General features: G+C 66.4%; 24 protein-coding genes. 14 read left to right on the top strand and 10 right to left on the bottom strand.

The window, feature by feature from the left end:
• Window positions 1-253 precede the first annotated feature (253 nt).
• A complete protein-coding gene (locus G3446_RS09305; RefSeq protein ID WP_164452550.1) occupies window positions 254-694 on the bottom strand; it encodes a PIN domain-containing protein in 441 nt (146 codons plus the stop codon).
• Window positions 694-945 carry a type II toxin-antitoxin system Phd/YefM family antitoxin gene (locus tag G3446_RS09300; protein ID WP_164452549.1) on the bottom strand — a complete coding sequence of 84 codons (252 nt, stop codon included), beginning with the start codon at window positions 943-945 and terminating at the stop codon, window positions 694-696. Before G3446_RS09300 ends, G3446_RS09305 begins: the two co-directional genes overlap by 1 nt.
• Here G3446_RS09300 and G3446_RS27985 point away from each other — a divergent pair.
• The 3 genes from G3446_RS27985 (at window position 926) to G3446_RS09285 (ending at window position 3,198) form a co-directional block, all read left to right on the top strand.
• Window positions 926-1,315: a type II toxin-antitoxin system RelE/ParE family toxin gene (locus tag G3446_RS27985; RefSeq protein WP_245232397.1), complete on the top strand. Its 390-nt coding sequence runs from the start codon at window positions 926-928 to the stop codon at window positions 1,313-1,315. The genes G3446_RS09300 and G3446_RS27985 overlap by 20 nt on opposite strands.
• The gene (locus tag G3446_RS09290) at window positions 1,299-1,589 is read left to right on the top strand and encodes a helix-turn-helix domain-containing protein (RefSeq protein ID WP_164452548.1); all 291 of its coding nucleotides are present in this window, start codon (window positions 1,299-1,301) and stop codon (window positions 1,587-1,589) included. Before G3446_RS27985 ends, G3446_RS09290 begins: the two co-directional genes overlap by 17 nt.
• A 439-nt stretch (window positions 1,590-2,028) precedes the next feature.
• Window positions 2,029-3,198: an ATP-binding protein gene (locus tag G3446_RS09285; RefSeq protein WP_164452547.1), complete on the top strand. Its 1,170-nt coding sequence runs from the start codon at window positions 2,029-2,031 to the stop codon at window positions 3,196-3,198.
• Window positions 3,199-3,208: 10 nt separating this feature from the next.
• Here G3446_RS09285 and fabG read toward each other — a convergent pair whose 3' ends face one another.
• From fabG to G3446_RS09245, 8 genes are all read right to left on the bottom strand, one after another.
• A complete protein-coding gene (gene fabG / locus G3446_RS09280) occupies window positions 3,209-3,931 on the bottom strand; it encodes a 3-oxoacyl-ACP reductase FabG (RefSeq protein ID WP_164452546.1) in 723 nt (240 codons plus the stop codon).
• 23 nt (window positions 3,932-3,954) lie between these two features.
• Complete coding sequence (locus tag G3446_RS09275) at window positions 3,955-4,398, bottom strand: hotdog family protein (protein ID WP_164452545.1); 444 nt, start codon at window positions 4,396-4,398, stop codon at window positions 3,955-3,957.
• On the bottom strand, window positions 4,395-5,201 hold the full coding sequence (locus G3446_RS09270) for a beta-ketoacyl synthase chain length factor (protein ID WP_164452544.1): 807 nt from the start codon (window positions 5,199-5,201) through the stop codon (window positions 4,395-4,397). The genes G3446_RS09275 and G3446_RS09270 overlap by 4 nt, the downstream gene beginning before the upstream one ends.
• Window positions 5,194-6,393: a beta-ketoacyl-[acyl-carrier-protein] synthase family protein gene (locus G3446_RS09265; protein ID WP_164452543.1), complete on the bottom strand. Its 1,200-nt coding sequence runs from the start codon at window positions 6,391-6,393 to the stop codon at window positions 5,194-5,196. The genes G3446_RS09270 and G3446_RS09265 overlap by 8 nt, the downstream gene beginning before the upstream one ends.
• A gap of 101 nt (window positions 6,394-6,494) precedes the next feature.
• A complete protein-coding gene (locus G3446_RS09260) occupies window positions 6,495-7,214 on the bottom strand; it encodes a class I SAM-dependent methyltransferase (RefSeq protein ID WP_164452542.1) in 720 nt (239 codons plus the stop codon).
• 13 nt (window positions 7,215-7,227) lie between these two features.
• The gene (locus tag G3446_RS09255; protein ID WP_245232396.1) at window positions 7,228-8,103 is read right to left on the bottom strand and encodes a polysaccharide deacetylase family protein; all 876 of its coding nucleotides are present in this window, start codon (window positions 8,101-8,103) and stop codon (window positions 7,228-7,230) included.
• A 2-nt stretch (window positions 8,104-8,105) separates the two neighbouring features.
• The gene (locus G3446_RS09250; RefSeq protein ID WP_164452541.1) at window positions 8,106-10,472 is read right to left on the bottom strand and encodes an MMPL family transporter; all 2,367 of its coding nucleotides are present in this window, start codon (window positions 10,470-10,472) and stop codon (window positions 8,106-8,108) included.
• 10 nt (window positions 10,473-10,482) lie between these two features.
• Window positions 10,483-11,088 (bottom strand): LolA-related protein, encoded by a 606-nt coding sequence (locus tag G3446_RS09245; protein WP_209262323.1) that lies wholly within the window; start codon window positions 11,086-11,088, stop codon window positions 10,483-10,485.
• A gap of 294 nt (window positions 11,089-11,382) precedes the next feature.
• Between G3446_RS09245 and aroQ the strand changes: the two genes are divergently transcribed.
• From aroQ to G3446_RS09190, 11 genes are all read left to right on the top strand, one after another.
• Window positions 11,383-11,844 carry a type II 3-dehydroquinate dehydratase gene (gene aroQ / locus G3446_RS09240; RefSeq protein WP_164452540.1) on the top strand — a complete coding sequence of 154 codons (462 nt, stop codon included), beginning with the start codon at window positions 11,383-11,385 and terminating at the stop codon, window positions 11,842-11,844.
• A 2-nt stretch (window positions 11,845-11,846) separates the two neighbouring features.
• Complete coding sequence (gene accB / locus G3446_RS09235; protein WP_164452539.1) at window positions 11,847-12,299, top strand: acetyl-CoA carboxylase biotin carboxyl carrier protein; 453 nt, start codon at window positions 11,847-11,849, stop codon at window positions 12,297-12,299.
• Between the two features lie 114 nt (window positions 12,300-12,413).
• Complete coding sequence (accC, locus tag G3446_RS09230) at window positions 12,414-13,763, top strand: acetyl-CoA carboxylase biotin carboxylase subunit (protein WP_164452538.1); 1,350 nt, start codon at window positions 12,414-12,416, stop codon at window positions 13,761-13,763.
• Window positions 13,764-13,771: 8 nt separating this feature from the next.
• Window positions 13,772-14,665, top strand: coding sequence for a 50S ribosomal protein L11 methyltransferase (prmA, locus tag G3446_RS09225; protein ID WP_164452537.1), 894 nt, complete (start codon window positions 13,772-13,774; stop codon window positions 14,663-14,665).
• Between the two features lie 118 nt (window positions 14,666-14,783).
• The gene (dusB, locus tag G3446_RS09220) at window positions 14,784-15,755 is read left to right on the top strand and encodes a tRNA dihydrouridine synthase DusB (protein WP_164452557.1); all 972 of its coding nucleotides are present in this window, start codon (window positions 14,784-14,786) and stop codon (window positions 15,753-15,755) included.
• Window positions 15,752-16,054 (top strand): helix-turn-helix domain-containing protein, encoded by a 303-nt coding sequence (locus G3446_RS09215; RefSeq protein WP_164452536.1) that lies wholly within the window; start codon window positions 15,752-15,754, stop codon window positions 16,052-16,054. The genes dusB and G3446_RS09215 overlap by 4 nt, the downstream gene beginning before the upstream one ends.
• Before the next feature lie 88 nt (window positions 16,055-16,142).
• The gene (gene purH / locus G3446_RS09210; RefSeq protein ID WP_164452535.1) at window positions 16,143-17,699 is read left to right on the top strand and encodes a bifunctional phosphoribosylaminoimidazolecarboxamide formyltransferase/IMP cyclohydrolase; all 1,557 of its coding nucleotides are present in this window, start codon (window positions 16,143-16,145) and stop codon (window positions 17,697-17,699) included.
• A 177-nt stretch (window positions 17,700-17,876) separates the two neighbouring features.
• A complete protein-coding gene (gene lpxA / locus G3446_RS09205; RefSeq protein WP_164452534.1) occupies window positions 17,877-18,653 on the top strand; it encodes an acyl-ACP--UDP-N-acetylglucosamine O-acyltransferase in 777 nt (258 codons plus the stop codon).
• 391 nt (window positions 18,654-19,044) lie between these two features.
• Entirely contained in the window at window positions 19,045-20,328 is a 1,284-nt protein-coding gene (purD, locus tag G3446_RS09200; RefSeq protein ID WP_164452533.1) for a phosphoribosylamine--glycine ligase, read from the top strand.
• A gap of 225 nt (window positions 20,329-20,553) precedes the next feature.
• Window positions 20,554-22,173, top strand: coding sequence for a tetratricopeptide repeat-containing response regulator (locus G3446_RS09195; protein ID WP_164452532.1), 1,620 nt, complete (start codon window positions 20,554-20,556; stop codon window positions 22,171-22,173).
• A 17-nt stretch (window positions 22,174-22,190) separates the two neighbouring features.
• The gene (locus G3446_RS09190) at window positions 22,191-22,865 is read left to right on the top strand and encodes a sensor histidine kinase (RefSeq protein ID WP_164452531.1); all 675 of its coding nucleotides are present in this window, start codon (window positions 22,191-22,193) and stop codon (window positions 22,863-22,865) included.
• The last annotated feature ends 11 nt before the right edge of the window (window positions 22,866-22,876 follow it).

Below are 22,876 nucleotides of genomic sequence, written 5' to 3'. Positions count from 1 at the left end.
TCCACGCCTCAATCCCGGCAAGCTCAAGCCCGGATTCCACCCGGCGTACTGCCGGGCGGCTTAAGTCCATGGCATTGCCGGCTACCCTTCCGCTGTTCTTGTCCGCGCTCATCGGAATAGGCTGGATCGGAAGGCGGCGCACTGAGAGATGATTGGCCTCTCCTCGCCCGGCTACCACCTGCTTAGAGACTAGGACTTGTGTGGCAGGAACGCGCTCCACGTCATCCCTTGGAGGCCTCCTTGTCACCTCCGGTCAAGCAAGGTCCAGCTCGAACCCGTCCTTAAAGGGATTCTCGATGTGTAGCGTGCCCAGCACTCTGCCGTCCTGGAGATCCTCGGTAAGGAGTCGCGTCACTCCCGCAGCCTTGGTCGTTTCCACGATCATGGCGTCCCAAAAGGAGAAGCTCTCCTCCTCTTTTAGGCGCATGGCTGCTCGCAAAGCGCGACCATCCGCGACCACCACAGGGAGCAGCTCCATCCAATCCTTGACCATGGCGGCAGCCTCCTCTACCGGCATCTTGTTCTTTCGCGTGACGGCGTGGAAAAACTCGGCCAACGCTTGCAGTGTCAGAATGCAATCCTTGTCAGCGAGTGCATCCACAAGCTTGCAGGCTTCCTCATGCTTGCGCCCTGCGTCGGTATCGATGCTGTAGATCAGAATGTTGGTGTCGATGCTGAAGCGCGCCTCGTTCATCAGTCGCGCTCATGGAGGGTGTCTCGATCGACTTTAACGCCGCCGAGCTGATACCCACGACGCATTCGCTGATTCAGCCGCTGGCGGGCAGCCTGTTGCGCCCCGGAAAGGCGGGATTCGGGCTCGATCGGCAGCAGCCGTGCAATGGGCTTGCCGCGCCGGGTGATGATCACCTCAGCACCCTGCTCGACGCGTTCGAGATAGCGTGACAGATGTTGATTTGCATCGCGGATGGAAACGATTTCCTGCATTTCGCTGCCTTGTGGGACGTTCTACATTGAGGGGAGACTAGACCAGTCGCACGCATGGCACAAGCACAAGTCAGCCGAAGTAGTGGTCCCCAGCGTCATATGCTCCAGTGCTTTGCCCGCCCACTACATACCGTACACCAGAAATCACCATAACTCGGGCGAGCCACATACCAAGGCATTCGGTAACGGTTTGTTCGAGCTACGTCTGAAAAGCGCCGATGGGATCGCGCGTGTCTTCTTCTGCACGCAGGTCGGACAGCGAATCGTGATGCTGCACTGCTTTGTGAAGAAGACCAACAAGACACCCGTGCGCGAACGGCGTCTCGCCGAAGCGCGGATGAAGGAGATCCACCATGCAGACCCACGATGAACTGATCGAGACGCTGATGCAGCGTCCCGGTGTGCAAGCCGAGGTCGAGCGCTTGGAGCGGGAGGAATTCGCCCTGCTCGAACTGTTACTGAAGGCGCGGCACGAGGCGGGGCTTTCCCAGGCTCAGGTCGCCGAGCGCATGGGGACCCACGCGCCCGCAGTCGCTCGCTTGGAGCGGGCGCTTGCGACGGGCAAGCACTCGCCGTCCGTTGCCACCTTGCGCAAATATGCCCGCGCTTGCGGCAAGAATCTCTTCGTGGATCTCAGGGACTAGCCATGGCCACACAAGCCCGTAAGACAAGAGCCGAGGAAACCGCAGAACAGGTCGCCGATGTCGTTGGCACTGGACGGAAGCTGAAGCTTCCCTCGGTCGATTTCTCGGCCCCCGACTGCCCCAAGACCTGACTCGAGATCGACTTTCCGGTCCTTTCCATCAACCTGCAGGCAAAGCCCTGTTCGTGCTCACTGAGCCACCTCATTGAGCGTCCGGTCTCCGAGCTTTTCTTGCCGGTCAACGTCAAGGGCCATCTGCCCGCTCCCCGCGTGAGGAATCGCCCAACCCTCGCACCTTGCGGAGTTTCGCATCGGGTCGTCACCAGAACGACGCACCCGTCTTCGCTCGCTAACAACTTGGGCGGAATCCAACGGACCCAACGCGGCGTATTCTGAGAGAATTTCGCGGAAGATCCTGAGGAACAACAGGTGAATCCGAAATGGGCCATCTAGCAGGCGGCAAGTCAGGGCTGACGCCCTTGATCGATCGCCTGAACCACTACCCCATCGGTCTCGTCGACAGCGAGCGGCTGCGCGAGATCCTGTCCTTGCTCTTCGACGAGACGGAGGCCTTCGTCGGCGCCTGCTTTCCGCTGCATGAAGCGACCCTGGAGGAGCTGGCCGGGCTGACCGAGATGGCGCCCGAGCAGCTCCTTCCGGTGCTCGAGCGCATGGCCGACAAGGGCCTGGTGATGGACATGCCCTTCGCCGGAACGACCTACTACCTGCTGGTCCCCGGCCTGATCGGTTTCATGGAATTCACCTTCATGCGGCGCCGGTCCGATCTGCCGCTCGGAGACCTGGCTCGGCTGATGACCGAGTATCTCGAGGAAAACGGCAAGGCGGGACAGGCGGGCGAGTTCTTCGGCAGCCGCAGCCAGCTTACCCGTGCCCTGGTCTACGAGGAGCAGATTCCAGTCAGCTCCCAGGTCACCTCCTACGAGGACGCCAGGCAGATCATCCTGGACGCCGACTACTGCGCCATCACGCTCTGCTATTGCCGGCACAAGAAGGAGCACCTGGGTCTCGCGTGCCGCAAGGGCGCCCCGGTCGAGGGCATCTGCATGGTGCTCGGCGAGGGGGCGCGCTTTCTGGTGCGGCGCGGCTTTGCCCAGGAGCGCGACAAGGCCAGCATGCTGGAGACCCTGACCCATGCGCGCGCGCTCGGCCTCACCCATGTCACGGACAATGTCCGCGAGCAGCCCTCCTTCCTCTGCAACTGCTGCCGCTGCTGCTGCGAGCTGATGGCCGGCGTCCAGCTGGGATTCAGCGACGGAATCGCCAAGACGCCCTTTCTCGCCGAGATCGATGCGCAGCGCTGCGACTATTGCGGCGCCTGTCTGAAGGCCTGCAACGTCAAGTGCATCGGGCTCGCGCCCACTGCGCGGCGGTCTCCGAGCGACGCCCGATTCGCCGCGGTCGATCCAGCCGTCTGCCTGGGCTGTGGCGCCTGCGTCTCGGTCTGTGAGCGGGAAGCCATCTCACTGCGGGAGCGCCCGCAGCGGCCTAAGCCGCCCAAGACCCGCGGCCAGCTGTTCGCCCGCATTCTCTGGGAGAAGGGCCGCATCTGGCCCTTTGTGCTCGATCGCGCAAGACGCTGGCTGCCCTGAGCGGGACACGCTAGATCATCCCGCCATTCACGGAGATCACCTGACCGGTGACATAGGAGGCCGCATCCGAGGCCAGAAAGGCGACGACATCGGCGACCTCCTCGGGACGGCCGGCGCGCTTCATCGGCACCAGCTGGGCGACCGCTTCCGGCGGGAAATGGTCCTCGCTCATCTGGGTCTCGATGATCCCAGGGGCCACCGCATTGACGGTGATGCCGCGGCTGGCGAGCTCGAGCGACAATGACCGCGTCGCCGCATGCAGCGCGCCCTTGGCGGCCGAATAGTTGACTTGGCCACGATTTCCGACGATCGCGGACACGGATGTGACCGAGATGATGCGCCCCCAGCGGCCGCGGATCATCGGCAGAGTCAGGGGCTGGGTGATGTTGAAGAAGCCGTTGAGGCTGACATCCAGGACCGCCTGCCACTGATCGGGCCGCATCCCAGGGAAGACGGCGTCGTCATGGATGCCCGCATTGTTCACCAGGATCTGCACCGGGCGCTCGTCGGCCAGCTCCTCCAGAACAGCCCGGCAGCGCCCGGTATCAGTGACATCCAGGATCAGCCCCCGCGCCTCCCCACCGGCGTCCTGGATCTCCCGCACGAGCGCCTCCACGCGCCCCGCGCCTTGGTTGCCATGGACGATGACGTCATGGCCTCGCCTGGCCAGGGATCGACAAATCGCGGCGCCGATGCCCCCGCTTCCGCCCGTGACTAAGGCGCGCTTACCCATGCTCTCTCTCCCAAGCCGAACGCTCAAGCCGACGGCTTGGCCGAAGACGCGAGCACGATGGTCAGACGCCCGCCGAGAAGCCGCCGACGTTCGCCCTGAATCTCGAAGCCGTAGAGCAAGCCACCGGCATCGCCGCCGATCCGCGTCACCTCGATACTGAGGGGTCCCTCGATGCTGTCCAGCTCGCTGCAATCGCAGGTGAGCCCCCGCACGCTGCCGAGCATGCCCGGCGCGCGATCCGCGCCTTGCAGCGCGCCATGAATGGCGACGGCTTGGGCCGCGTACTCGATGCCGACCAAGGCGCTGAGCCGCCCGTCGATGCACAATGGGTGCTCGGGCGAGCGGTGACTCCAAGCCGTGCAGCGCAAGGATTCGTCGTCCCAAGCATCGACGCGGTCGTTCAGGCACATGGCGCCCTGATGCGGGATGTGGGCCAGAATCCAGTCACGGTCGAGCGGCGGTGTCATGGCGCAACCTCCAGCAGCAGGGCTCGACCATCTAGGTAATCCAGCGCCACCCGTCCCGCCTCGGCACGGGCCAGCGCGCTCAACAAGGGTAAGGCGCGCGCGGCCGGAGCGCCCTGCCGCAGCGCCTCCAGCACAGGGTCCGAGAGCCGATCCGCAGGTGCGTCCGAGAGCCCCAGCAGCCTCAACGAAGGCCCAGGGCCGACCTCCTCGGGGCGCAGCAAGAGACCGACGCCGAACGCTGGACCCAAGGGACGCGACTCGGCCAGGGGCGAGGGATAGGGATGGTCGTAGGTGACGAGAAGCACGGGGGCACCCTCGGTCGCCACCAGCGCGAAGGCCTCCAGCAGCCCCACGGCGAAGCTCCCGTCGAAGGCCGAGACCACGCTGGAGCCGGACTGGGCGCCCGTCGCGATCCCCCAATAGCCGGACGCCGCATTGTTGACCGAGTTGTGGAAACGAATCGGCGAGATGAGGCGATCTTCCCCGGCTAGCAGCTCGCAGATCGCATGGCAGTTCTCGCCATCTCCGCCCGAGGATGCGAAGACGGTCGCCGGGATGGCGGGCTCGATGCCGGCGTCGCGGCACGCGGCCAGGCCGGCGGCCATGGCGAGCTTGACGACCTTGCCGACGCGCCGCCGCTCGGCCGGCGGCAGCCCCTCGGGATTGGGAATCCGCGTTGGAGCCAGGGCCGCGCCGCTCTCACTGAGCAGGCGCTCGCGCAGCTGACCCCAATCATCGGCGCCAGGCCCGACGAGGCCGATGCCGCAGACCCGCGCCGCGATCGAGAGGGCGTTCTCAGTCATGAGCGGACGCCTCCTCATCCCGCGAGAAGATCAAGCTGCAGTTGGTCCCACCGAAGCCGAAGGAGTTGCTCAGCACATTGCGCAGCGGCGCCCGACGCGTGACAGGATCCAGGCCGATCGGAATCCCTGGATCCGGCTCGCGCAGACCGACGTTTCCGGGGACCAGCCCCGCGTTCAACGCGATCAGGCAAAGCGCGGCCTCGACACCGCCGGCGGCGCCCAGCGTGTGGCCGGTCGCGCCCTTGGTCGAGCTCGCGGGCACGCCGGCACCGAAGCGCCGGGCGACCGCCTTGCCCTCGGCCGCGTCGTTGGAGGGCGTCGCCGTGCCGTGCAGATTGATGTAGTCGATCTCGGCGGGCTCGAGCCCGGCCCGCGCCAGGGCGGCGTCCATCGCCTGGAGCGCGCCGCGCGCCTCGGGATGGGGCGTCGACATATGGTGCGCATCGCTGGACTCGCCATAGCCGCTGAGCCAGAGACGGGACCGCGCATCACGCTCCAGAAGCGCATAGCCGGCGGCCTCGCCGATCGAGAGACCATCGCGCTCAGGGTCGAAGGGGCGGCAGGGTCCTCGCGAGAGCAGCTCCAGCGAGTTGAAGCCATAGAGCGTGGTCAAGCAGAGCGTATCCACGCCGCCAACCACGGCCGCGTCGATGAGACCGCAAGCGATCTGACGCGCCGCCGTCGCGAAGGCCTTGGCGCTCGACGAGCAGGCCGTGGAGATGACGCCGAACGGGCCGGCGGCGCCGACGAGCCGGCTGACGTGCTCGGCGAGCGAGGAGATGCTGTGGCTGGAGCGGTAGTCGAGCCATGCGGGCAAGGCGCCTGTGTCCGGGTCGCGCACCCGATAAGCGCGCTCGGTGTCGAGAATCCCGGATGTGCTGGTGCCAAGATAGACGGCCACGCGGGAGGCGCCATGGCGGCTCACCGCATCGCGCGCAGCAGCCAAGAAACCGTCCTGCTCCAAGGCGAGCTCCGCGAGACGGTTGTTGCGGCAGCCATGCGCACGCGTCTCCGGCGAGGGCATGGGCGCATCAAGGCCGTCGACCTTTCCGACCCAGGTGTCGAGATCCACGTCTTCGAAGGAGCAAGGTGCCAGACCACTGCGGCCGCTCATCAAGGCATCGAGGTGTGCCGAAATGCCGCGACCCAGGCAGGTCGTCAGGGTGTAACTGGTGACAGCAATCCGGTTCAAACGGGCGTCCTTTCGGTCGTCAGATATTGCAGAGCCCCGTCGATTCGGCTCCATCCGTCGCTAGCGATGCCATCGGGGACTTGGCCGGGGAGCGCAATGAGTCAGGCTCTCCCTATAGGGTGCGCGACCAGCAAATGGTTCGCAAATGGGGTGCCCGCGCTCATGGGCAGGCTCCGGGCAGCGAATCCGAGCGCCTCGAGCTCGGCCTGCCAATCGGCGAGCGAGCGGCAATGCAGCGGGCCCAGTGACTGTCCGCGCAACCGGGTGACAAGCGCGTCCACCGCCAGGCTGATGCGAAACGGCAAGCCGCCGCCGGCGTCGCCAACGCGCAAGAGCAGGCTGCCCTCTGGCTCGAGACAGGCATGGACGCGCTCGAGCACCCTTCGCTGGTCTTGGACACTGATGTAGTGCAGGACATCCAGAATGACAACCAAGCTGGCGCGGCCGAAGGACACCTCGCGGATATCCCCATGCTCGATCTGCAGCGCGGTCGGAAGCGCCTGGCGGGCGCGTGTCACGTCGCGCTGCTGTCGCTCGATGCCGCGATAGCCTTCCAGGTGAGGTGGCGCCGGCCAATCGGCGGGCCAATCGCCATCGGCATGGAGCAGGCTCGCGGCACGCAGCCAGCTTGCAAGCAGGGCCTCTCCACAGCCGAGATCGAGAATGCTCGCGGACGCCGGCAGCAGCCCATCGCGCAGCATAGCGATGAAGACCGGGTCTCCGTCGAGCTTGCCGCGCGCGAAGTGATAGGCATAGCGACCTGCGCGCTGATAGGGGGCTGCGGCCTCAGCGATCAGGCGCCGCGTGAAATCCGAGCTCATACGTCTCCCATGCTCATGATTCTCCCATCTCTTCAAGGGCCTGGCGCAGGGTGACGGGCTCCAGACCCGCGGTGCGAATCCGTTCGATCAGACCGGGCAGCACTCGGAGGATCACGGGGCTACCCGATGCGTCTCGTGCGGCGTTGGCATCATGCAGGAGCAAGATGGCACCAGGCGCGAGACCAGACTCCAGCCGTGCCAGAACGCGCTTGGGCTCCGACTCACGGGTATCGAAGCCGCGCCGGCTCCAGCTCGCCAGGCGGAGCCCGAGGCGCGCCAGCACGGGCTCGAGAAAGGGGTTGCGCAGCCCCGCCGGCGCGCGAAAGAAGCGGGGCGCCTCGCCCGCGAGCCGCGCGAGCAAGGCCTGGGCGCGCTCCAGGTCCGCGCGCATCCGCCACGGCCCGAGCAGCGAGAAGTCGTGGCGATGGCTGTAGGAGTGATTCTCGACGGCGTGGCCTGCGGAGCGGATCGCGGCGACCAGCTCTGGGTGGGCCTCGGCGCGCTTGCCGATACAAAAGAAGGTCGCCTTCACACCCTGGGCTGCCAGGATCGCAAGCACCTCAGGGGTTACCGCCGGATCCGGGCCATCGTCGATAGTGATCGCGATCTGACCGCGACGCACCGCCGAGGGCGGCAGCGCCCGCCAGCTCGGACCGAGCAAGGCGGAGCGCGGCCAGAGCCCGGCCAGTGTCAGCACCAGATGATCGAGCACCAGCACCCAGACCCACCAAGGCCATAGCGCGGACCGCCACAGCCAGCCCAGCGGGACAACCACATGAAGCCCCAGGCTCAGCCAGATGAGCGCCGTCGGGCGCCAGGGTCTCGGTCGCGTCATCGCGACCTGAGACGTCGCCGCGCTTGGCCTGTCCCGAGTCAGACTGGCATCCATGGCTAAAGGCTCCTCACCTTAGGGGCGCGACTCAGCATGGCGGCGAAGAGCAGCGCCAAGACGGCCCCTGGCCCAACCGTGATGCCGATGGCCTGGAGGACAGGCACCGAGGACGTCGCAAGGAGACCAAAGCCGGCAAGCGTTGTCAGATTGGCGAAGAGCAGCGAGGCCAGGGTGCGCGGCTTTGGCGCACCCTGGCCTCGCGCGAAGAAGAGTGCATAGTTGGACCCGACTGCGACGACCAGCAGCAGCCCGACCAGATGCATGAGGATCAGCGACTCTCCCGCGAGCACCAGCGCGCCGGTCAGGGTCAGCACGGCGGCTAGCAGCGGCAGGACCACCCGCCACAGACGGCCAAGGGAGCGCAGCGCGACCGCCAGGACCAGCAGAACGGCCGCAAGCCCGATCAGAGACAAGACGATCGCCTCGCTCAGATAGGCCGCATAGAGGGCGTCCGACTCGCGCTTGAGCGCCAGCAGCCGCAGCCTGGCCTCCGAAGACTCGACCGACGCCAGCGCCTCGCGCACCCGCTCGACGTCGATCCCGAGCTCTCCGGCCGGGTCGGACGCCGCCCTCAAGGGCAGGCTCGCGCGCCAGCCCTGCCCCGTCTCGGTCAGCATCGTGCTGACGGCGAGGGCAAAGGAGGTTCCGCTCAGGGACTCGGGGCCGATCGTCCCCGCCTCCCGCGTGGCTGCGACATCCGCCAAGAAGGGGCGGAGCCGGTCGGCCTTCAGCGGCAGCTCGGCCGTCGCCGCTGCCAGCCTGGATGCCAAGACATCCTGCTCCGGCAGACTGGCTAGCCTCGCCCGCTGCGTCGCCTGACTCGGGAGGTAGCGGGCGGGACTGTCCCAGCCGGCGATGGCACCTTCCTCCACCAGCGCATCAAGCAACCGAGCGACCTCCTCGCACTGGCGGAGCAGGGTCTCCCGGTCCGGCGCATCCATCACCACCAGCGCGCTCGCCTCGGGCGCGCCCAGCTCCGCCCGCAGCCGTGCGTCGAGCGCCTGCGCCTGCGCCGAGACCGGGCTGAGCGCGAGCAGCGAGTCGTTCCACAGCCCATCGCGATGCGTCCAGATCACCACCAGCCCGACGACGCAGAGCAGAGGCACCAGCCAGCGCAGTCGAGCCAAGGCAGGCAGTGCACTCGCGAGCATCTCGCCCAGCGGCCTCAAGTCGCGTAGCCTGGGCTTGGCCGGAAGAAAGGCCGGCAGCACCCAGCGCGTGACCAATGCCGCCGCGATCAGTCCCGTGGTCGAATAGAGGCCGAGCTGGGCCAGTCCTGGGAACCCTGAGCCGAGCATGACGCCGAAACCGCAGACCGAGGTTAGCAGGCCGATACGAATCGTCGGCCAGAGATCCGCGAGGGCGCCCGCCTCCGAGCTCGCGCCGCCACGCTGGACGAAGAGGTAGATGCCATAGTCCACCGCCTCGCCGATCAGGGTCGCCCCGAAGCCGATGGTGAGACCATGGACCACTCCAAACCCCAGGCTGACCGCCGCGATCCCCGCCAAGGCGCCAGTCGCCACGGGCAAGAGCCCGAGCAGCAGGACAGGCACCGAGCGATAAACCGACAGCAGCAGGGCGACGATGATGAGGGTGGCGAGCAGGGCGATGCGTGTCACCTCGCCCTTGATGGTCGCGCGCGACGCGACGGCGAAGACGCTGGGGCCGCTCTCGATCAGGCGCAGCGAGCTGGCCCCCGGCAACGCCTCTCGCAGCTCGGCGAAAGCGGCGTCGATCTGCGCTAGGGCCGCCTCTTGAGCGTCCAGATCCGAGCCAGACGCGGCTGTGAGCGCCAGCAGCAGCGCCTCCTCGCCATCGCGGCTGACCCAGACGCCATGCTCGCGCCTCGGCTGCTGCCCGCGCTCCAGCCGCTCGAGGATCTGGATGAGCTCGCCCGTGGGATCGCCCGGGACCAGGTCTTCGATCAGCATCCCAGCCGGCGAGACCAGCCAATCCAGCGTCTCGTTCAGGGCCTTGCGCAGTCCAGCGACTTCGAAGCGTTGGGCCTCGACCGCCGGACTCAGCAGATAGCGATGCGCGAAGAGCCAGTCGCGGTCACGCGCGAGCGCGGCGGCGTCGCCGTTGGCGACCAGCTCAAAGGCCCCGCTGGCGCGCAGCCGGGCTACCAAGGCCTGCGAGACCTCGGCGCGCAGCTCGCCCTCGCCACCGCCGATCGCCACCAGCGTCAGGCGAGAGACCGTCCCATCTTGAAGCTGATCGACCAACAGCGCCTGCTCAGGCGTGGGCGAGCGCGGCAGGAAGACGGACATGTCGGCCGAATAGTCCGCCTTGACGACGAGGGCGAGCAGCACCCCGACCATTGCGAGCCAGCCGAGGATGCGCAGCAGCCGCGCCGGCGCCCTCATCTCGGCGCCCTCATGGCCGCTTGTCGCCGATCTCGATAACCGAGCGATCGCCGTCGGTCTCGATCGTCTCCACAAGCTCGACCTGCCCGCCGCGGCCCACCAGATGGATGCGCCGCAACATCGGAAGCGCCTCCGGGTCCCGCGGCAGCAGATCGAGAATCCAGGCCTCGGGCGTTCCCGCGTGATTCAAGCTGAAGTCGCGCTCCAGGGCGTCTCGATCGCCACCGAGCACCGCGCGCAGACTGCCGATGAGGAGCGCCACTTCGGGATGCTCGCTCAAGGAGAGCTCACGGCGACGGCCGTCATGGATGAGCGTCAAGGTATCCCCCGCAAGAATGGCGGATTCCTGCCGCGGGACCTGGGTATGGCGCTCGAGACGATCCGGCGGGAGATAGACGAGCTCGCCGCGCGCCGCGATGGGGCGGTCGAGCAAGGCGAGGTAGCGCGTCTCGACGAAACCGACCCGACCCTGCGGATGATCGGCGAGCAGCGCCATCAGGGCGTTTAGATCGAACCCGGCAGCGAAGACGGCGCAGGCCGGAACGACGGCGAGCCAGGCGGCGACGGCAAGGATCTGGAAGCGCTCAGTAATCATAAGGTCGGGGGCTTGGATCACGGCTGGGCCTCAGGCCAGGCAAGGGTTGCAGAAGCCGCGGACGGCGTCCAGCGCCAAGACGGCCCTCGCATCACCCAGGCCACTTCGCTTAGACTCGCGCATCGCGCGGCGGCAGAGGCCTCATCTCCATCGCTCGGCTCCGACGCCCGAAGACCGCCGTCGAGACGCATCTTCCCGGTCGGCCTTGCTGGACAAAATCCGCCGAAATCCGGACAATTCGACGCGATTTGCCGCCGATTCCCTCCGGACGGCAGTCCCCTGAGAATCACTTTCGTCTGGAAGGCAAACGGCGCGATGGCCACGATCCTGGTCCTCAACGGACCCAACCTCAACTTGCTCGGCACGCGCGAGCCCGGCCACTATGGCCAGGTGACACTCGCCCAGATCCAGCGCAGGCTCGAAGAGACGGCGCAGGCCGACGGTCATCGACTTCTATTCCTCCAGAGCAACGCGGAGCATGTGCTCATCGAAGCCATCCATCAGGCTCCGCGCGATGATGTACGCTACATCATCGTCAATCCGGCTGCTTTCACCCATACCAGCGTCGCCCTGCGCGACGCCCTGCTGGCCGTGGCCATTCCCTTCATCGAGGTGCACCTGTCGAACGTGCACGCCCGCGAGCCATTCCGCGCACACTCCTATTTCTCCGACGTCGCGGTCGGCGTGATCAGCGGACTCGGGGCGGAAGGGTATGCACTGGCGCTGCGCGCCGTGCTCAGCCGTCTGGCGCAGGATCACAGTAATGAGAACAACTGACGATGGACATCCGCAAGGTTAAGAAGCTGATCGAGCTGTTGGAGCAATCCGACGTCGCCGAGATCGAGATCCACGAAGGCGAAGAGTCCGTGCGCATCAGCCGCCAGACGAGCGCGGCGGCCCCGGTCTACATGCCGCAGGGAGCACCAGCCCCCGCGCCCGCGCCGGTCGCGACGCCAGCCCCGGCCACGGCGGAGGACGACGAGGAAGAGGAGATCGCCGGCGAGATCGTGCGCTCGCCCATGGTCGGCACCTTCTACCGGGCCTCGTCCCCCGGCGCGAAGGCCTTTGTCGAAGAGGGTCAGTCGGTCAAGGCCGGCGACACGCTCTGCATCATCGAAGCCATGAAGATCCTCAACCAGATCGAGTGCGAGAAGGCGGGACGCGTCACGCGCATCCTGGTCGAGAACGGACAACCGGTCGAGTACAACCAGCCGCTGTTCGTGATCGAATGACGCCCAATGCGCCCTCGATCGCCCTGTCGGCGGGACCGGTGAGCCGGCCCGCCGCAGGGCGGCATAGCGCGCATCGAGTCCATCCGACGTCACTCAACTGAAGATACTTCCATCATGGCTGCAACCATCGAGAAGGTTCTGATCGCGAATCGGGGCGAGATCGCGCTCCGCATTCTGCGCGCCTGCCGCGAGCTCGGCATCAAGACGGTCGCGGTGCACTCCGAAGCGGACCGCGACCTCAAGCATGTGCTGCTGGCCGACGAATCCGTTTGCATCGGCCCCGCTCCCGCCCTGCAGAGCTACCTGAACGTCCCCGCCATCATCAGCGCCGCCGAGGTCACGGACACAGTCGCCATTCACCCCGGCTATGGCTTCCTCTCCGAGAACGCCGATTTCGCCGAACGGGTCGAGCACTCGGGGTTCATCTTCATCGGCCCCAAGCCCGAGACCATCCGCATGATGGGCGACAAGGTCTCCGCCATCGCCGCCATGAAGGCGGCCGGCGTGCCCTGCGTGCCAGGCTCCGACGGCCCGATCGACGACAACAAGAAGCGCACCCTGGAGATTGCGCGCGAGATCGGCTATCCGATCATGATCAAGTCGTCGGGTGGCGGCGGCGGCCGCGGCATGCGGGTGGTCCACTCGGAGGCGACGCTGCTCAACGCCATCGCCCTGACCAAGGCGGAGGCCGCGGCGGCCTTCAACAACGACATGGTCTACATGGAGAAGTACCTGGAGAACCCGCGCCATGTAGAGTTCCAGGTGCTCGCGGACCAGATGGGCAACGCCATCCACCTCGGCGAGCGCGACTGCTCCATGCAGCGCCGCCACCAGAAGGTGGTGGAAGAGGCCCCGGCGCCCGGCATCACAGAGGAGCAGCGGCGCGAGATCGGCGAGCGCTGCGCCGCTGCCTGTCGCAGCATCGGCTATCGTGGCGCGGGGACCTTCGAGTTCCTCTACGAGAACGGGCGCTTCTATTTCATCGAGATGAACACCCGCGTCCAGGTGGAGCACCCGGTGACCGAGATGATCACAGGCGTCGACATCGTCAAGGAGCAGATCCTGATCGCCGCCGGCGAGCCGCTGCGCTACACCCAGGACGACATCCAGGTGCGCGGCCACGCCATCGAGTGCCGCATCAACGCCGAGGACTCCGAGACCTTCATGCCCAGTCCGGGCAAGATCACCGAGTTCCATGCCGCCGGCGGCCCTGGCGTGCGCGTCGAGACCCACATCTATTCCGGCTACACGGTGCCTTGCCACTATGACTCCATGATCGGCAAGCTGATCACCCACGGCGAGGACCGCGAGGCGGCCATCGCGCGCATGTGCAACGCACTGCGCGAGACAGTGATCGACGGCATCAACACCAACATCAAGCTCCAGCGCTCCATCCTGAAGGACGGCGCCTTCCTGGCTGGCGGCGCCAACATCCACTACCTCGAGAAGAAGCTCGGGATGTAGCAGACCCGATGCCCTGGATTCAGCTCAAATTCCAGATGCCGCGGGTGCAGGCCGAGGCCGCAGAGGCGGCCCTGGAGGCGGCAGGCGCCCTCTCGGTCACCTTGCTGGACGCAGGCGACGAGCCTCAGCTCGAGCCCGGCCCCGGCGAAACCCCCTTGTGGTCGGAAGTGGTGGTCTCGGCTTTGTTCGAGGCAGACGCCGCGAGGCAGGCCCTGGTCGGGCGGCTCGCGGCCGGCTTGAGCGAGCAGACCGGCGCCGCGCCGACGATCGAGCGGATCGAGGATCAGGCCTGGGAGCGCGTCTGGCTCGACGACTTCAAGCCGACTCGTTTCGGCGAGCGGCTTTGGGTCTGCCCGCACGGCCAGCCGCCCGAGGCGCAGGACGCCGTCGTGGTCTGGCTGGATCCAGGTCTCGCCTTCGGTACCGGCCATCACCCGACCACCGCCATGTGCCTGGAGTGGCTGGATGCCGCCGATCTCGCCGGCAAGACGGTGCTGGACTTCGGCTGCGGCTCCGGCATCCTCGCGATCGCCGCCCTCAAGCTGGGCGCGGCGCGGGCGATCGCGGTCGACCATGACCCCCAGGCGCTGGACGCCACACGCGACAATGCCGCGGCCAACGGCGTTGCCGACCGCATCGGGATCCATGCGCCAGACGCAGCCCCGCAGACGACCTACGACGTCGTGCTCGCGAACATCCTGGCCGGACCCTTGGTTGCGCTCGCCCCCCTGCTCATCGGTCACTTGCGGCCCGGCTCAGCCCTGGCCCTCTCAGGTGTCCTAGCCGAGCAGGCAGAGGCCGTTTGCGCCGCCTACACTGATTCGGTCGACCTCGACCCACCCAGGATCCGCGAGGATTGGGTCTGCATCTCCGGTTTGAGCAAGATCGAGCAATCACCATGACCGAGCGCCAACGTCAGAACGGGCGCGAATCGAGGAGGCGCCTGTTGTGAGCGTCGGCCCCATCCGCCCCTTCCGCATCGGACCCTTCGAGCTCGCCAACAATCTCGTCCTGGCACCCATGGCCGGGGTGAGCGACCGCCCCTATCGCAGCCTCTGTCGCGAGCTTGGGGCCGGCCTGGCCGTCGCCGAGATGGTCTCGTCCGACACCACGCTCTGGAGCAGCCGCAAGTCCATCCGCAGACTGGACTACGCCGGAGAGGCAGGCCCAGTGGCGGCGCAGATCCTGGGCACGGACCCGGATGCCATGGCCGAGGCCGCCCGCGTCAATCTGGATCTCGGCGCGGACATCATCGACATCAACATGGGCTGCCCGGCGAAGAAGGTGTGCAAGGTGGCGGCGGGCTCCGCGCTGCTGCGCGACCAGGTGCTCGTGGGCCGCATCCTCGAGCGGGTGGTCAATGCGGTCGAGGCCCCGGTGACGCTCAAGATCCGCACAGGCTGGTCGCCGGACAGCCGCAATGCCGTGGAGATCGCCCGCATCGCGCGCGAGTCCGGCGTCGCCGCGCTCACGGTGCACGGGCGGACACGCGCTTGCACCTATGCCGCACCCGCCGAGTACGAGACCGTCCGCCGCATCAAGCGAGAGGTGGGCATCACGCTGATCGCCAACGGCGATATCGACTCCCCCGAGCGCGCCAGACATGTCCTGGACTACACGGGCGCCGATGCTATCATGGTCGGACGCGCCGCCCAGGGACGCCCCTGGATCTTTCGGGAGATCGCCACCGCGCTGTCGCAGGATCCTGCCGAACGGGGCATGATCCACCCGCAGAGCCATGCCGGCGACCCCGCTCCGAAGGACTGGATCAAGGAGATCGTCAAAGCCCATCTGGAGGCGCTCTATGCCTTCTACGGCGATCGCCAAGGGGTACGGATCGCGCGCAAGCATATCGGCTGGTATTGCCGAGAGCGCTGCGGCGCTGCCGCGTTCAGACAAGGGATCAACCGAACCGAGAGCCCGGCAGATCAATTGTCCCAGGCGCTCGCGTTCCTCGACCAAAGCCCCGAGATGGAGACCCAAGCAGCATGAGAGCCGAGGCTTCGCGCCAGCTACCAGAAGCGGAGTCGACGGGGCTAACGATCATCGATGCCGACCGCACGGACCCTCTGAGCAAATGTGTTCGGGACGCCCTCGGGTCCTATCTCGACAACATGGCCGATCATGAGGTCAAGGGGCTCTACACCCTCGTCATGGAGGAAGTCGAGCGCCCCCTGTTCGAGACCGTACTGGAGCACACCAAGGGCAACCTCAGTCATGCCGCCAAGATGCTCGGCATGACGCGCAACACCCTGCGCAAGCGACTCAGCCACTACGGAATCGAGCGTTAGCACCGGCTACCGCAGCCCAATTCGGTCCTAGGCCCGATCGGCCCTAGGCGACCCGAGATACCATCCAACAAGACCCGGATATCCCTCGATGCAAGCCATCCAACGCGCCCTGATCAGCGTCTCCGACAAGACCGGCCTGGTCGACTTCGCCCGCCAGCTCGCCGAGCACGGCGTCGACATCCTCTCCACCGGCGGCACCGCCCGACTGCTCACCGAGAGCGGCATCGCGGTCACCGAGGTCTCCGACCATACCGGCTTCCCCGAAATGATGGACGGGCGCGTCAAGACCCTGCATCCGCGTATCCACGGCGGCATCCTCGGGCGCCGCGGTGTCGACGATCAGGTGATGGCCGACAACGACATCGCCCCCATCGACCTGGTGGTCGTCAACCTCTACCCCTTCGAGGCCACGGTCGCGAAGCCCGACTGCGACCTCGCGACCGCCATCGAGAACATCGACATCGGCGGCCCCACGCTACTGAGGGCGGCCGCCAAGAACCACGCCAGCGTCAGCGTCGTGGTCGACGCGGCCGACTATGCCCGCGTCGCCGAGGAGATCAAGGCCGGCGGCGTCAGTGACGCCACCAGATTCGACCTCGCGGCCAAGGCCTTCGAGCACACCGCGCGCTACGACGGCGCCATCGCCAACTATCTCGGCGTGCGCGCCGAGGCCGATGGGCCAGCGGATTTCCCCCGCACGCTGAGCCTGCAGCTCAAGCGCAGCCAGTCCATGCGCTATGGCGAGAACCCCCACCAGAAGGCCGCCTTCTACGCCGAGCACCAGGTCGAGGAGGCCGGCATCGCGACGGCCAGGCAGCTTCAAGGCAAGGAGCTCTCCTACAACAACATCGCGGACACCGACGCCGCGGTGGAGTGCGTCAAGCAGTACGACGAGGCGCCCGCCTGCGTCATCGTCAAGCATGCCAATCCCTGCGGTGTCGCGCTGGGCACCAGTCTGCTCGAAGCCTATGACCGCGCCTACAGCACGGATCCAGAATCGGCCTTTGGCGGCATCATCGCCTTCAACGGCGAACTGGACGGCGAGACCGCCAGCGCTATCGTCGCGCGTCAGTTCGTCGAGGTCATTATCGCGCCCAAGGTCTCCCAGGCCGCGATCGAGGCCGTCGCGGCGAAGAAGAACGTGCGGCTCCTGGAGTGCGGGGACTGGGCGAGCGAGTCCATCCACCGGCTCGACTTCAAGCGCGTCAACGGCGGACTGCTCGTTCAGGACGCCGACCTGCAGCTCAGCAACGAGACCCGTGTCGTCACCGAGCGCCCCCCGTCCGAGAAGGAGATGGAGGACCTGCTGTTCACCTGGCGTGCGGCCAAGTTCGTCAAGTCGAACGCCATCGTTTACGGGCGCGACCGCATGACCATCGGTGTCGGCGCCGGCCAGATGAGCCGGGTGAACTCGGCACGCATCGCCAGGATCAAGGCCAACCAGGCGGATCTGGCCGTCGTCGGCTCGGTCATGGCCTCCGACGCCTTCTTCCCCTTCCGCGACGGCATCGACCAGGCTGCGGAGGCCGGCATCACCGCCGTCATCCAGCCCGGCGGCTCCATGCGTGACGAAGAGGTCATCGCCGCCGCGAACGAGCACAACATCGCCATGGTCTTTACGGGGATGCGCCACTTCAGGCACTGAGATGGAGAGCGCCGCCAGCCAGGAGCCGATGCCCCCGACCATGGTAGGCTGGACGAGCCAGAGCGAAGTCCACCGAATCTCGCGCCGAGCCTGGTGGACTGCGCTGCGCTTGTCCACCCTACAGCCTCATTCACCGTCGCGCTGGGGGCTGGAAGCTGGTGGCCGGAGGCTGGGCTCTTGAGCATCCACCCGACCGCCATCGTCGAGGACGGCGCTCAGCTACACCCATCCGTGAGCGTCGGTCCCTACTCCATCATCGAGTCGGGGGCGATCATCGGCGCGGACTGCCGCATCGAAAGCTGTGCGCGCATCTACGGAAATACCCGGATGGGGGGGCACAACAGGGTCTGTCATGGGGTCACCCTGGGCTCAGAGCCTCAGGATCTGACCTTCACGCCCGAGAAGGCCATGCCCCTGGTCATTGGCGACCACAACCAGTTCAAGGAAGGCGTCAACATCAGCTGTGGCGTCAAGTCCGAGGGCGGTACACGCATCGGCAGCCACAATTACTGGATGGCCTTTTCGCACGCCGGACACGACTGCGTCGTTGGCGACCACAATATCTTCGCCAATACCGCGACCCTCGCCGGCCATGTCGAGGTGGCACACCACTGTTTCGTCTCCGGCCAGGTGGCGGTCCATCAATTCTGCCGCATCGGTGCCTACGCCATGATCGCGGGAGTGACCGGCGTCCCCCGGGACGTGCCGCCCTTCGCGCTGGCCGACGGCCATCGCGCCCGCATGCTGGGGCTCAACGTCGTGGGGCTGAGACGCAACGGCTTCTCGCAGGCACAGCGCAGCCGCATCAAGGCCGTCTACCGCCTCCTCTTCAAATCCGGCCTGCCACGCGAGGAAGCGCTGGCGGCCGCTCAGCGCGACCACCCGGGGGCCGAGACGGACGAGATCCTGGCGTTCGTCCGGGCGAGCCAGCGCGGCTTGATCTCGTTCGGCTAGCGCGCCGTCCCACGGCATCGCCAGGGCGACAGCGGCAACGCGTCACGTCGGCCAGTGCCAACTATAATCCTAGATCCGGCGGTTGGACGGCCTCCAGGGTGCGTCCAGCGGGGTGTCTGGCAAGGCGCAACGAGGCGTCGTAGTGGTTCTACGACAACGAGTTGCAACGCAGCCAGGCGCCGCGCGGGACGTGCACTGGAGGCCGTAGCGGGCTTCACCCAGCGGGTGAGCCAGCAGAAAGCCCCGATCTTGAAAGTGGTCAAGGCGTTGCTTGAAGCACGAAGCGGTCAACTGCCGGATCTAGGATAATTCGCGACCAGCGATCCCCTTTCATCCTGTCAATCCCGTCCAATCACACGAAGGACTCGGGACACGTCTTGCGGAGAATTGCATGAAGGTTTTGATCATCGGCGGCGGCGGACGCGAGCACGCACTCGCCTGGAAGGCCGCTCAATCGCCACTGGCCGAGACGGTCTTTGTCGCGCCCGGAAACGGCGGTACCGCCCGTGAGCCAGACCTGGAGAACGTCCCCATCGCCGCAGACGACATCTTCGGCCTGCTCGGCTTCGCGCAGCGGGAGTCGATCGGACTGACCATCGTCGGCCCGGAGGCACCCTTGGTCGCCGGCGTGGTCGATGCGTTCCAGGACGCCGGGCTGCCCTGCTTCGGCCCGACCCAGGCGGCCGCTCAGCTGGAGGGCTCCAAGTCCTTCACCAAGGACTTCCTAGCCCGCCATCAGATCCCGACCGCGGCCTATGGCGTCTTCACCGAGATCGAGCCCGCACTCGCCTACCTTCGCCAGGTCGGCGCCCCCATCGTCGTCAAGGCCGATGGCCTCGCCGCCGGCAAGGGGGTCATCCTCGCCGAAGACCTGGCAACCGCCGAGGCGGCGGTCCGCGACATGCTCGGTGCCGGCCGTTTCGGCGAGGCTGGGGCACGGGTCGTGATCGAGGAATTCCTGACCGGCGAGGAGGCGAGCTTCATCGCCATGGTCGATGGCAAGAACATCCTGCCCATGGCCTCCTCCCAGGACCACAAGGCGCGCGACGACGGCGACCGCGGCCCCAACACCGGCGGCATGGGGGCCTATTCGCCAGCGCCCGTGGTTACTCCCGAGATTCACGAGCGCATCATGCGCGAGGTGATGGAGCCGACGGTCCGCGGGCTGGCGAGCGAGGGGCTGCCCTATCTCGGCTTCCTCTATGCGGGCCTCATGATCGCGCCGGACGGCACACCCAAGGTGCTGGAGTTCAACTGCCGCATGGGCGACCCGGAGACCCAGCCGCTGCTGATCCGTCTGAAGTCGGATCTCGTCACCCTCTGCCAAGCGGCACTGGAGGGGCAACTCGACGCAGTGACTGCAGACTGGGATCCGCGCCCAGCCCTTGGGGTCGTCATGGCGGCCGGCGGCTATCCCGACGCCTACGAGAGCGGAAAGCCCATCTCGGGGCTGGAGGAGGTCCCCGCGAGCGAGGCCAAGGTCTTCCATGCCGGCACCAAACTGGAGGACGAGACTGTTCTGACCAGCGGCGGTCGCGTACTTTGTGTGACAGCTCTCGGAAATGACATCGCGACCGCGCACAAACTAGCCTACCAGGCCGTCGACCGGATTCACTGGGAGCGATGCTACTTCCGAGGCGACATCGGTCATCGCGCCATCGCGCGCGGATCATAGCCGACCAAGCGGCTGCCAGCCCATCGCGCCGGCACAGCCAGAGCTAGGCCGGGCCAAGCGCCAGGCCGAGCCAGGCGCGGAGCGCAGCCAACTATCCCGTCGCGACCTGCGCAGGCCGGCAGCTAGCCGGCCAAGTATCGACGGCAAGGCGTCGCGATTCGGCAGCCACCGGAAGGCAAGCGGCTTGGCGCACCAACCGGTGCCGAGCACCTGGAGCCCAGCCCTATGACGAACGATTTTTCAGACAAATCCGTCCTGATCGTGGACGACTTCGCCGACATGCGCTCGGCGATCCGCCACCTGCTGCGCTCGCTCGGCGTGAGCAAGCTCGAGCAGGCGCGCGACGGCCAGGACGCCATCTCGCACCTCGCCCGCAAAAGCTTCGACGTCGTCCTCTGCGACTACAACCTGGGGCCTGGCAAGGACGGACAACAGGTGCTCGAGGAGGCGCGCCACCGCCAGCTGATCGGCGTGAACACCATCTTCATCATGATCACCGCGGAGAACGCACGTGAGATGGTGATGAGCGCCATCGAGTACTCGCCCGACAGCTATCTTGCGAAGCCCTTCACCAAAGAGCTGCTGCGCACCCGGCTGACCAAGCTCTTCGCCGCGAAGGCGAATCTCTCCAAGGTCAACAAGGCCCTGGTCGCCAAGGATTACGCGGCCGCCATCGCCGAGCTGGACCGCCTCATCGCGGCCAAGCCCAAGAACCTCTCCGAGCTGATCCGGACCAAGACCGACATCCTGCTCACCGCCAAACGCTATGAAGAGGCCAAGAAGATCTTCGAGGAAGTGCTCGACGCACGCGATCTGCCCTGGGCCAGGCTGGGCCTCGGCAAGGTCTATTTCTGGCAGAAGAAGTACCCGCTCGCCCAAGAGATCTTCGAGCATCTCGTCGGCCTGGACACCAACATGACCGCGGCCTACGACTGGCTGGCCAAGACACAGACCGCGCTCAAACAGTTCGCCGAGGCCGAGAAGACCTTGCAGAGCGCGGCCCGGCTCTCCCCAAGAAGCCTGCCCCGTCAGCAGCTGCTCGGGGAGCTTGCGCTGACCAACGGCAATACGCACGACGCCGAGCTGGCCTTCGGCCGCGCCGTCAGCCTGGCCAAGCACTCCGTGCTCAATCACCCGTCCCTCTTCGCCGACCTGGCCAAGTCCAAGTCCGCCAACGGCAAACATGCCGAGGCCCTCAAGGTGGTTGCGGACATCGGCAAGACATTCGCTGCCGAAAAGGAGGCAGAGCTCTACGCCGCGACCGCGACCGCCGCCGTCAAGAAGGGGCAAGGCGACGCGGAAGGCGCCGCCGCGGCCTTGAAGACGGCCGAGGAAACCCTGAGTCAGCTGAGCGCCGCGGGCCACTCGGCCAGGGTGACGCTGGAGATGGCCAAGACCTACGCGCAGCTTGGCGAGCAGGAGAAGGCCAGCAAGCTCATCCAAGAGGCGATCGCCAACAACCACGACGAAGACGAACTGCTGATGGAAGTGGTCCAAGTCTGCCATCATGCGGACCTGGACTATGATGCGGAGACCGCCATCCGCGAGATCCAGCAGGCGGTGATCAAGACCAACAACGAGGGCGTGCGTCTCATCAAGCAGGGCGAGTTCGACGCCGCCATCCAGCTGCTCAGCGGTGCCGCCGACGACATGCCGGGCAACAAGACGATCAACCTCAATGCCGCCAAGGCCATCATCATGAAGATGGAGAAGCTCGGCGCGACCGCCGACGACATCAATGCGGTCAGGCACCTGGTCGAGCGCGTCAAAGGATTGGATCCAAACGATTGGCGTCTCGGCGATGTCGTCTCCCGCCTGCGCCAGCTCGCATCACCGAGCTCCTGACCACGAGGGCAAGCCGCATGGACTTCTCCGATATCCTCGCTTCCTCGATCCACGACATCAAGAATTCGCTCGGACTCATCCTGAGCAGCGTGGACGAGCTGGTCGGCAATCCGGACAACAAGATCGCGGATGTCCGCCAGGCCAGTCTGCTCCAGCATGAGGCACAGCGCGCCAACAACAATCTCATTCAGCTGCTCACCCTCTACAAGATCGGCAACCAGCAGCTCGCCGTGAGGATCGCCGAGCACAATCTGGACGACTTCCTCGAAGAGATCGTCGCCAGCAACTCCGCCCTCTGCGCATCTTTAGACGTTCAGCTGAGCTACGGCTGCGAGCCTGACCTCAATGGCTATTTCGACGCCGACCTCATCCGCAGCGTCCTCGACAGCACCATCGGCAACGCACACCGCTACGCCAAGACCCAGATCCTGGTCAGCGCGGCCGAGGAAGACGGCTATCTGGTGATCCGCGTCGAGGATGACGGCGGCGGTTTTCCGGACTCGCTCTCCGGGCTCCTGGAACGGATGGCGAAGAAGCCTCAAGGATCGCGCGCCGCGGGGCGTACTCAGCTCGGTCTCTTCTTCGCCACCAGCATCGCCGAGCTGCACGAGAACAACGGCAAGCGAGGCCGCATACAGCTGAGGAACGGACACAGCCTGCCCGGCGGCTGCTTCGAGCTCTGGCTGCCCTAACGCCGGCCGAC

Origin of the sequence: Thiorhodococcus minor (assembly GCF_010820565.1) — a bacterium.
In the GTDB taxonomy this organism is placed as follows: Bacteria; Pseudomonadota; Gammaproteobacteria; order Chromatiales; family Chromatiaceae; genus Thiorhodococcus; species Thiorhodococcus minor.
This window is presented reverse-complemented; position numbering and strand designations above follow the sequence as displayed.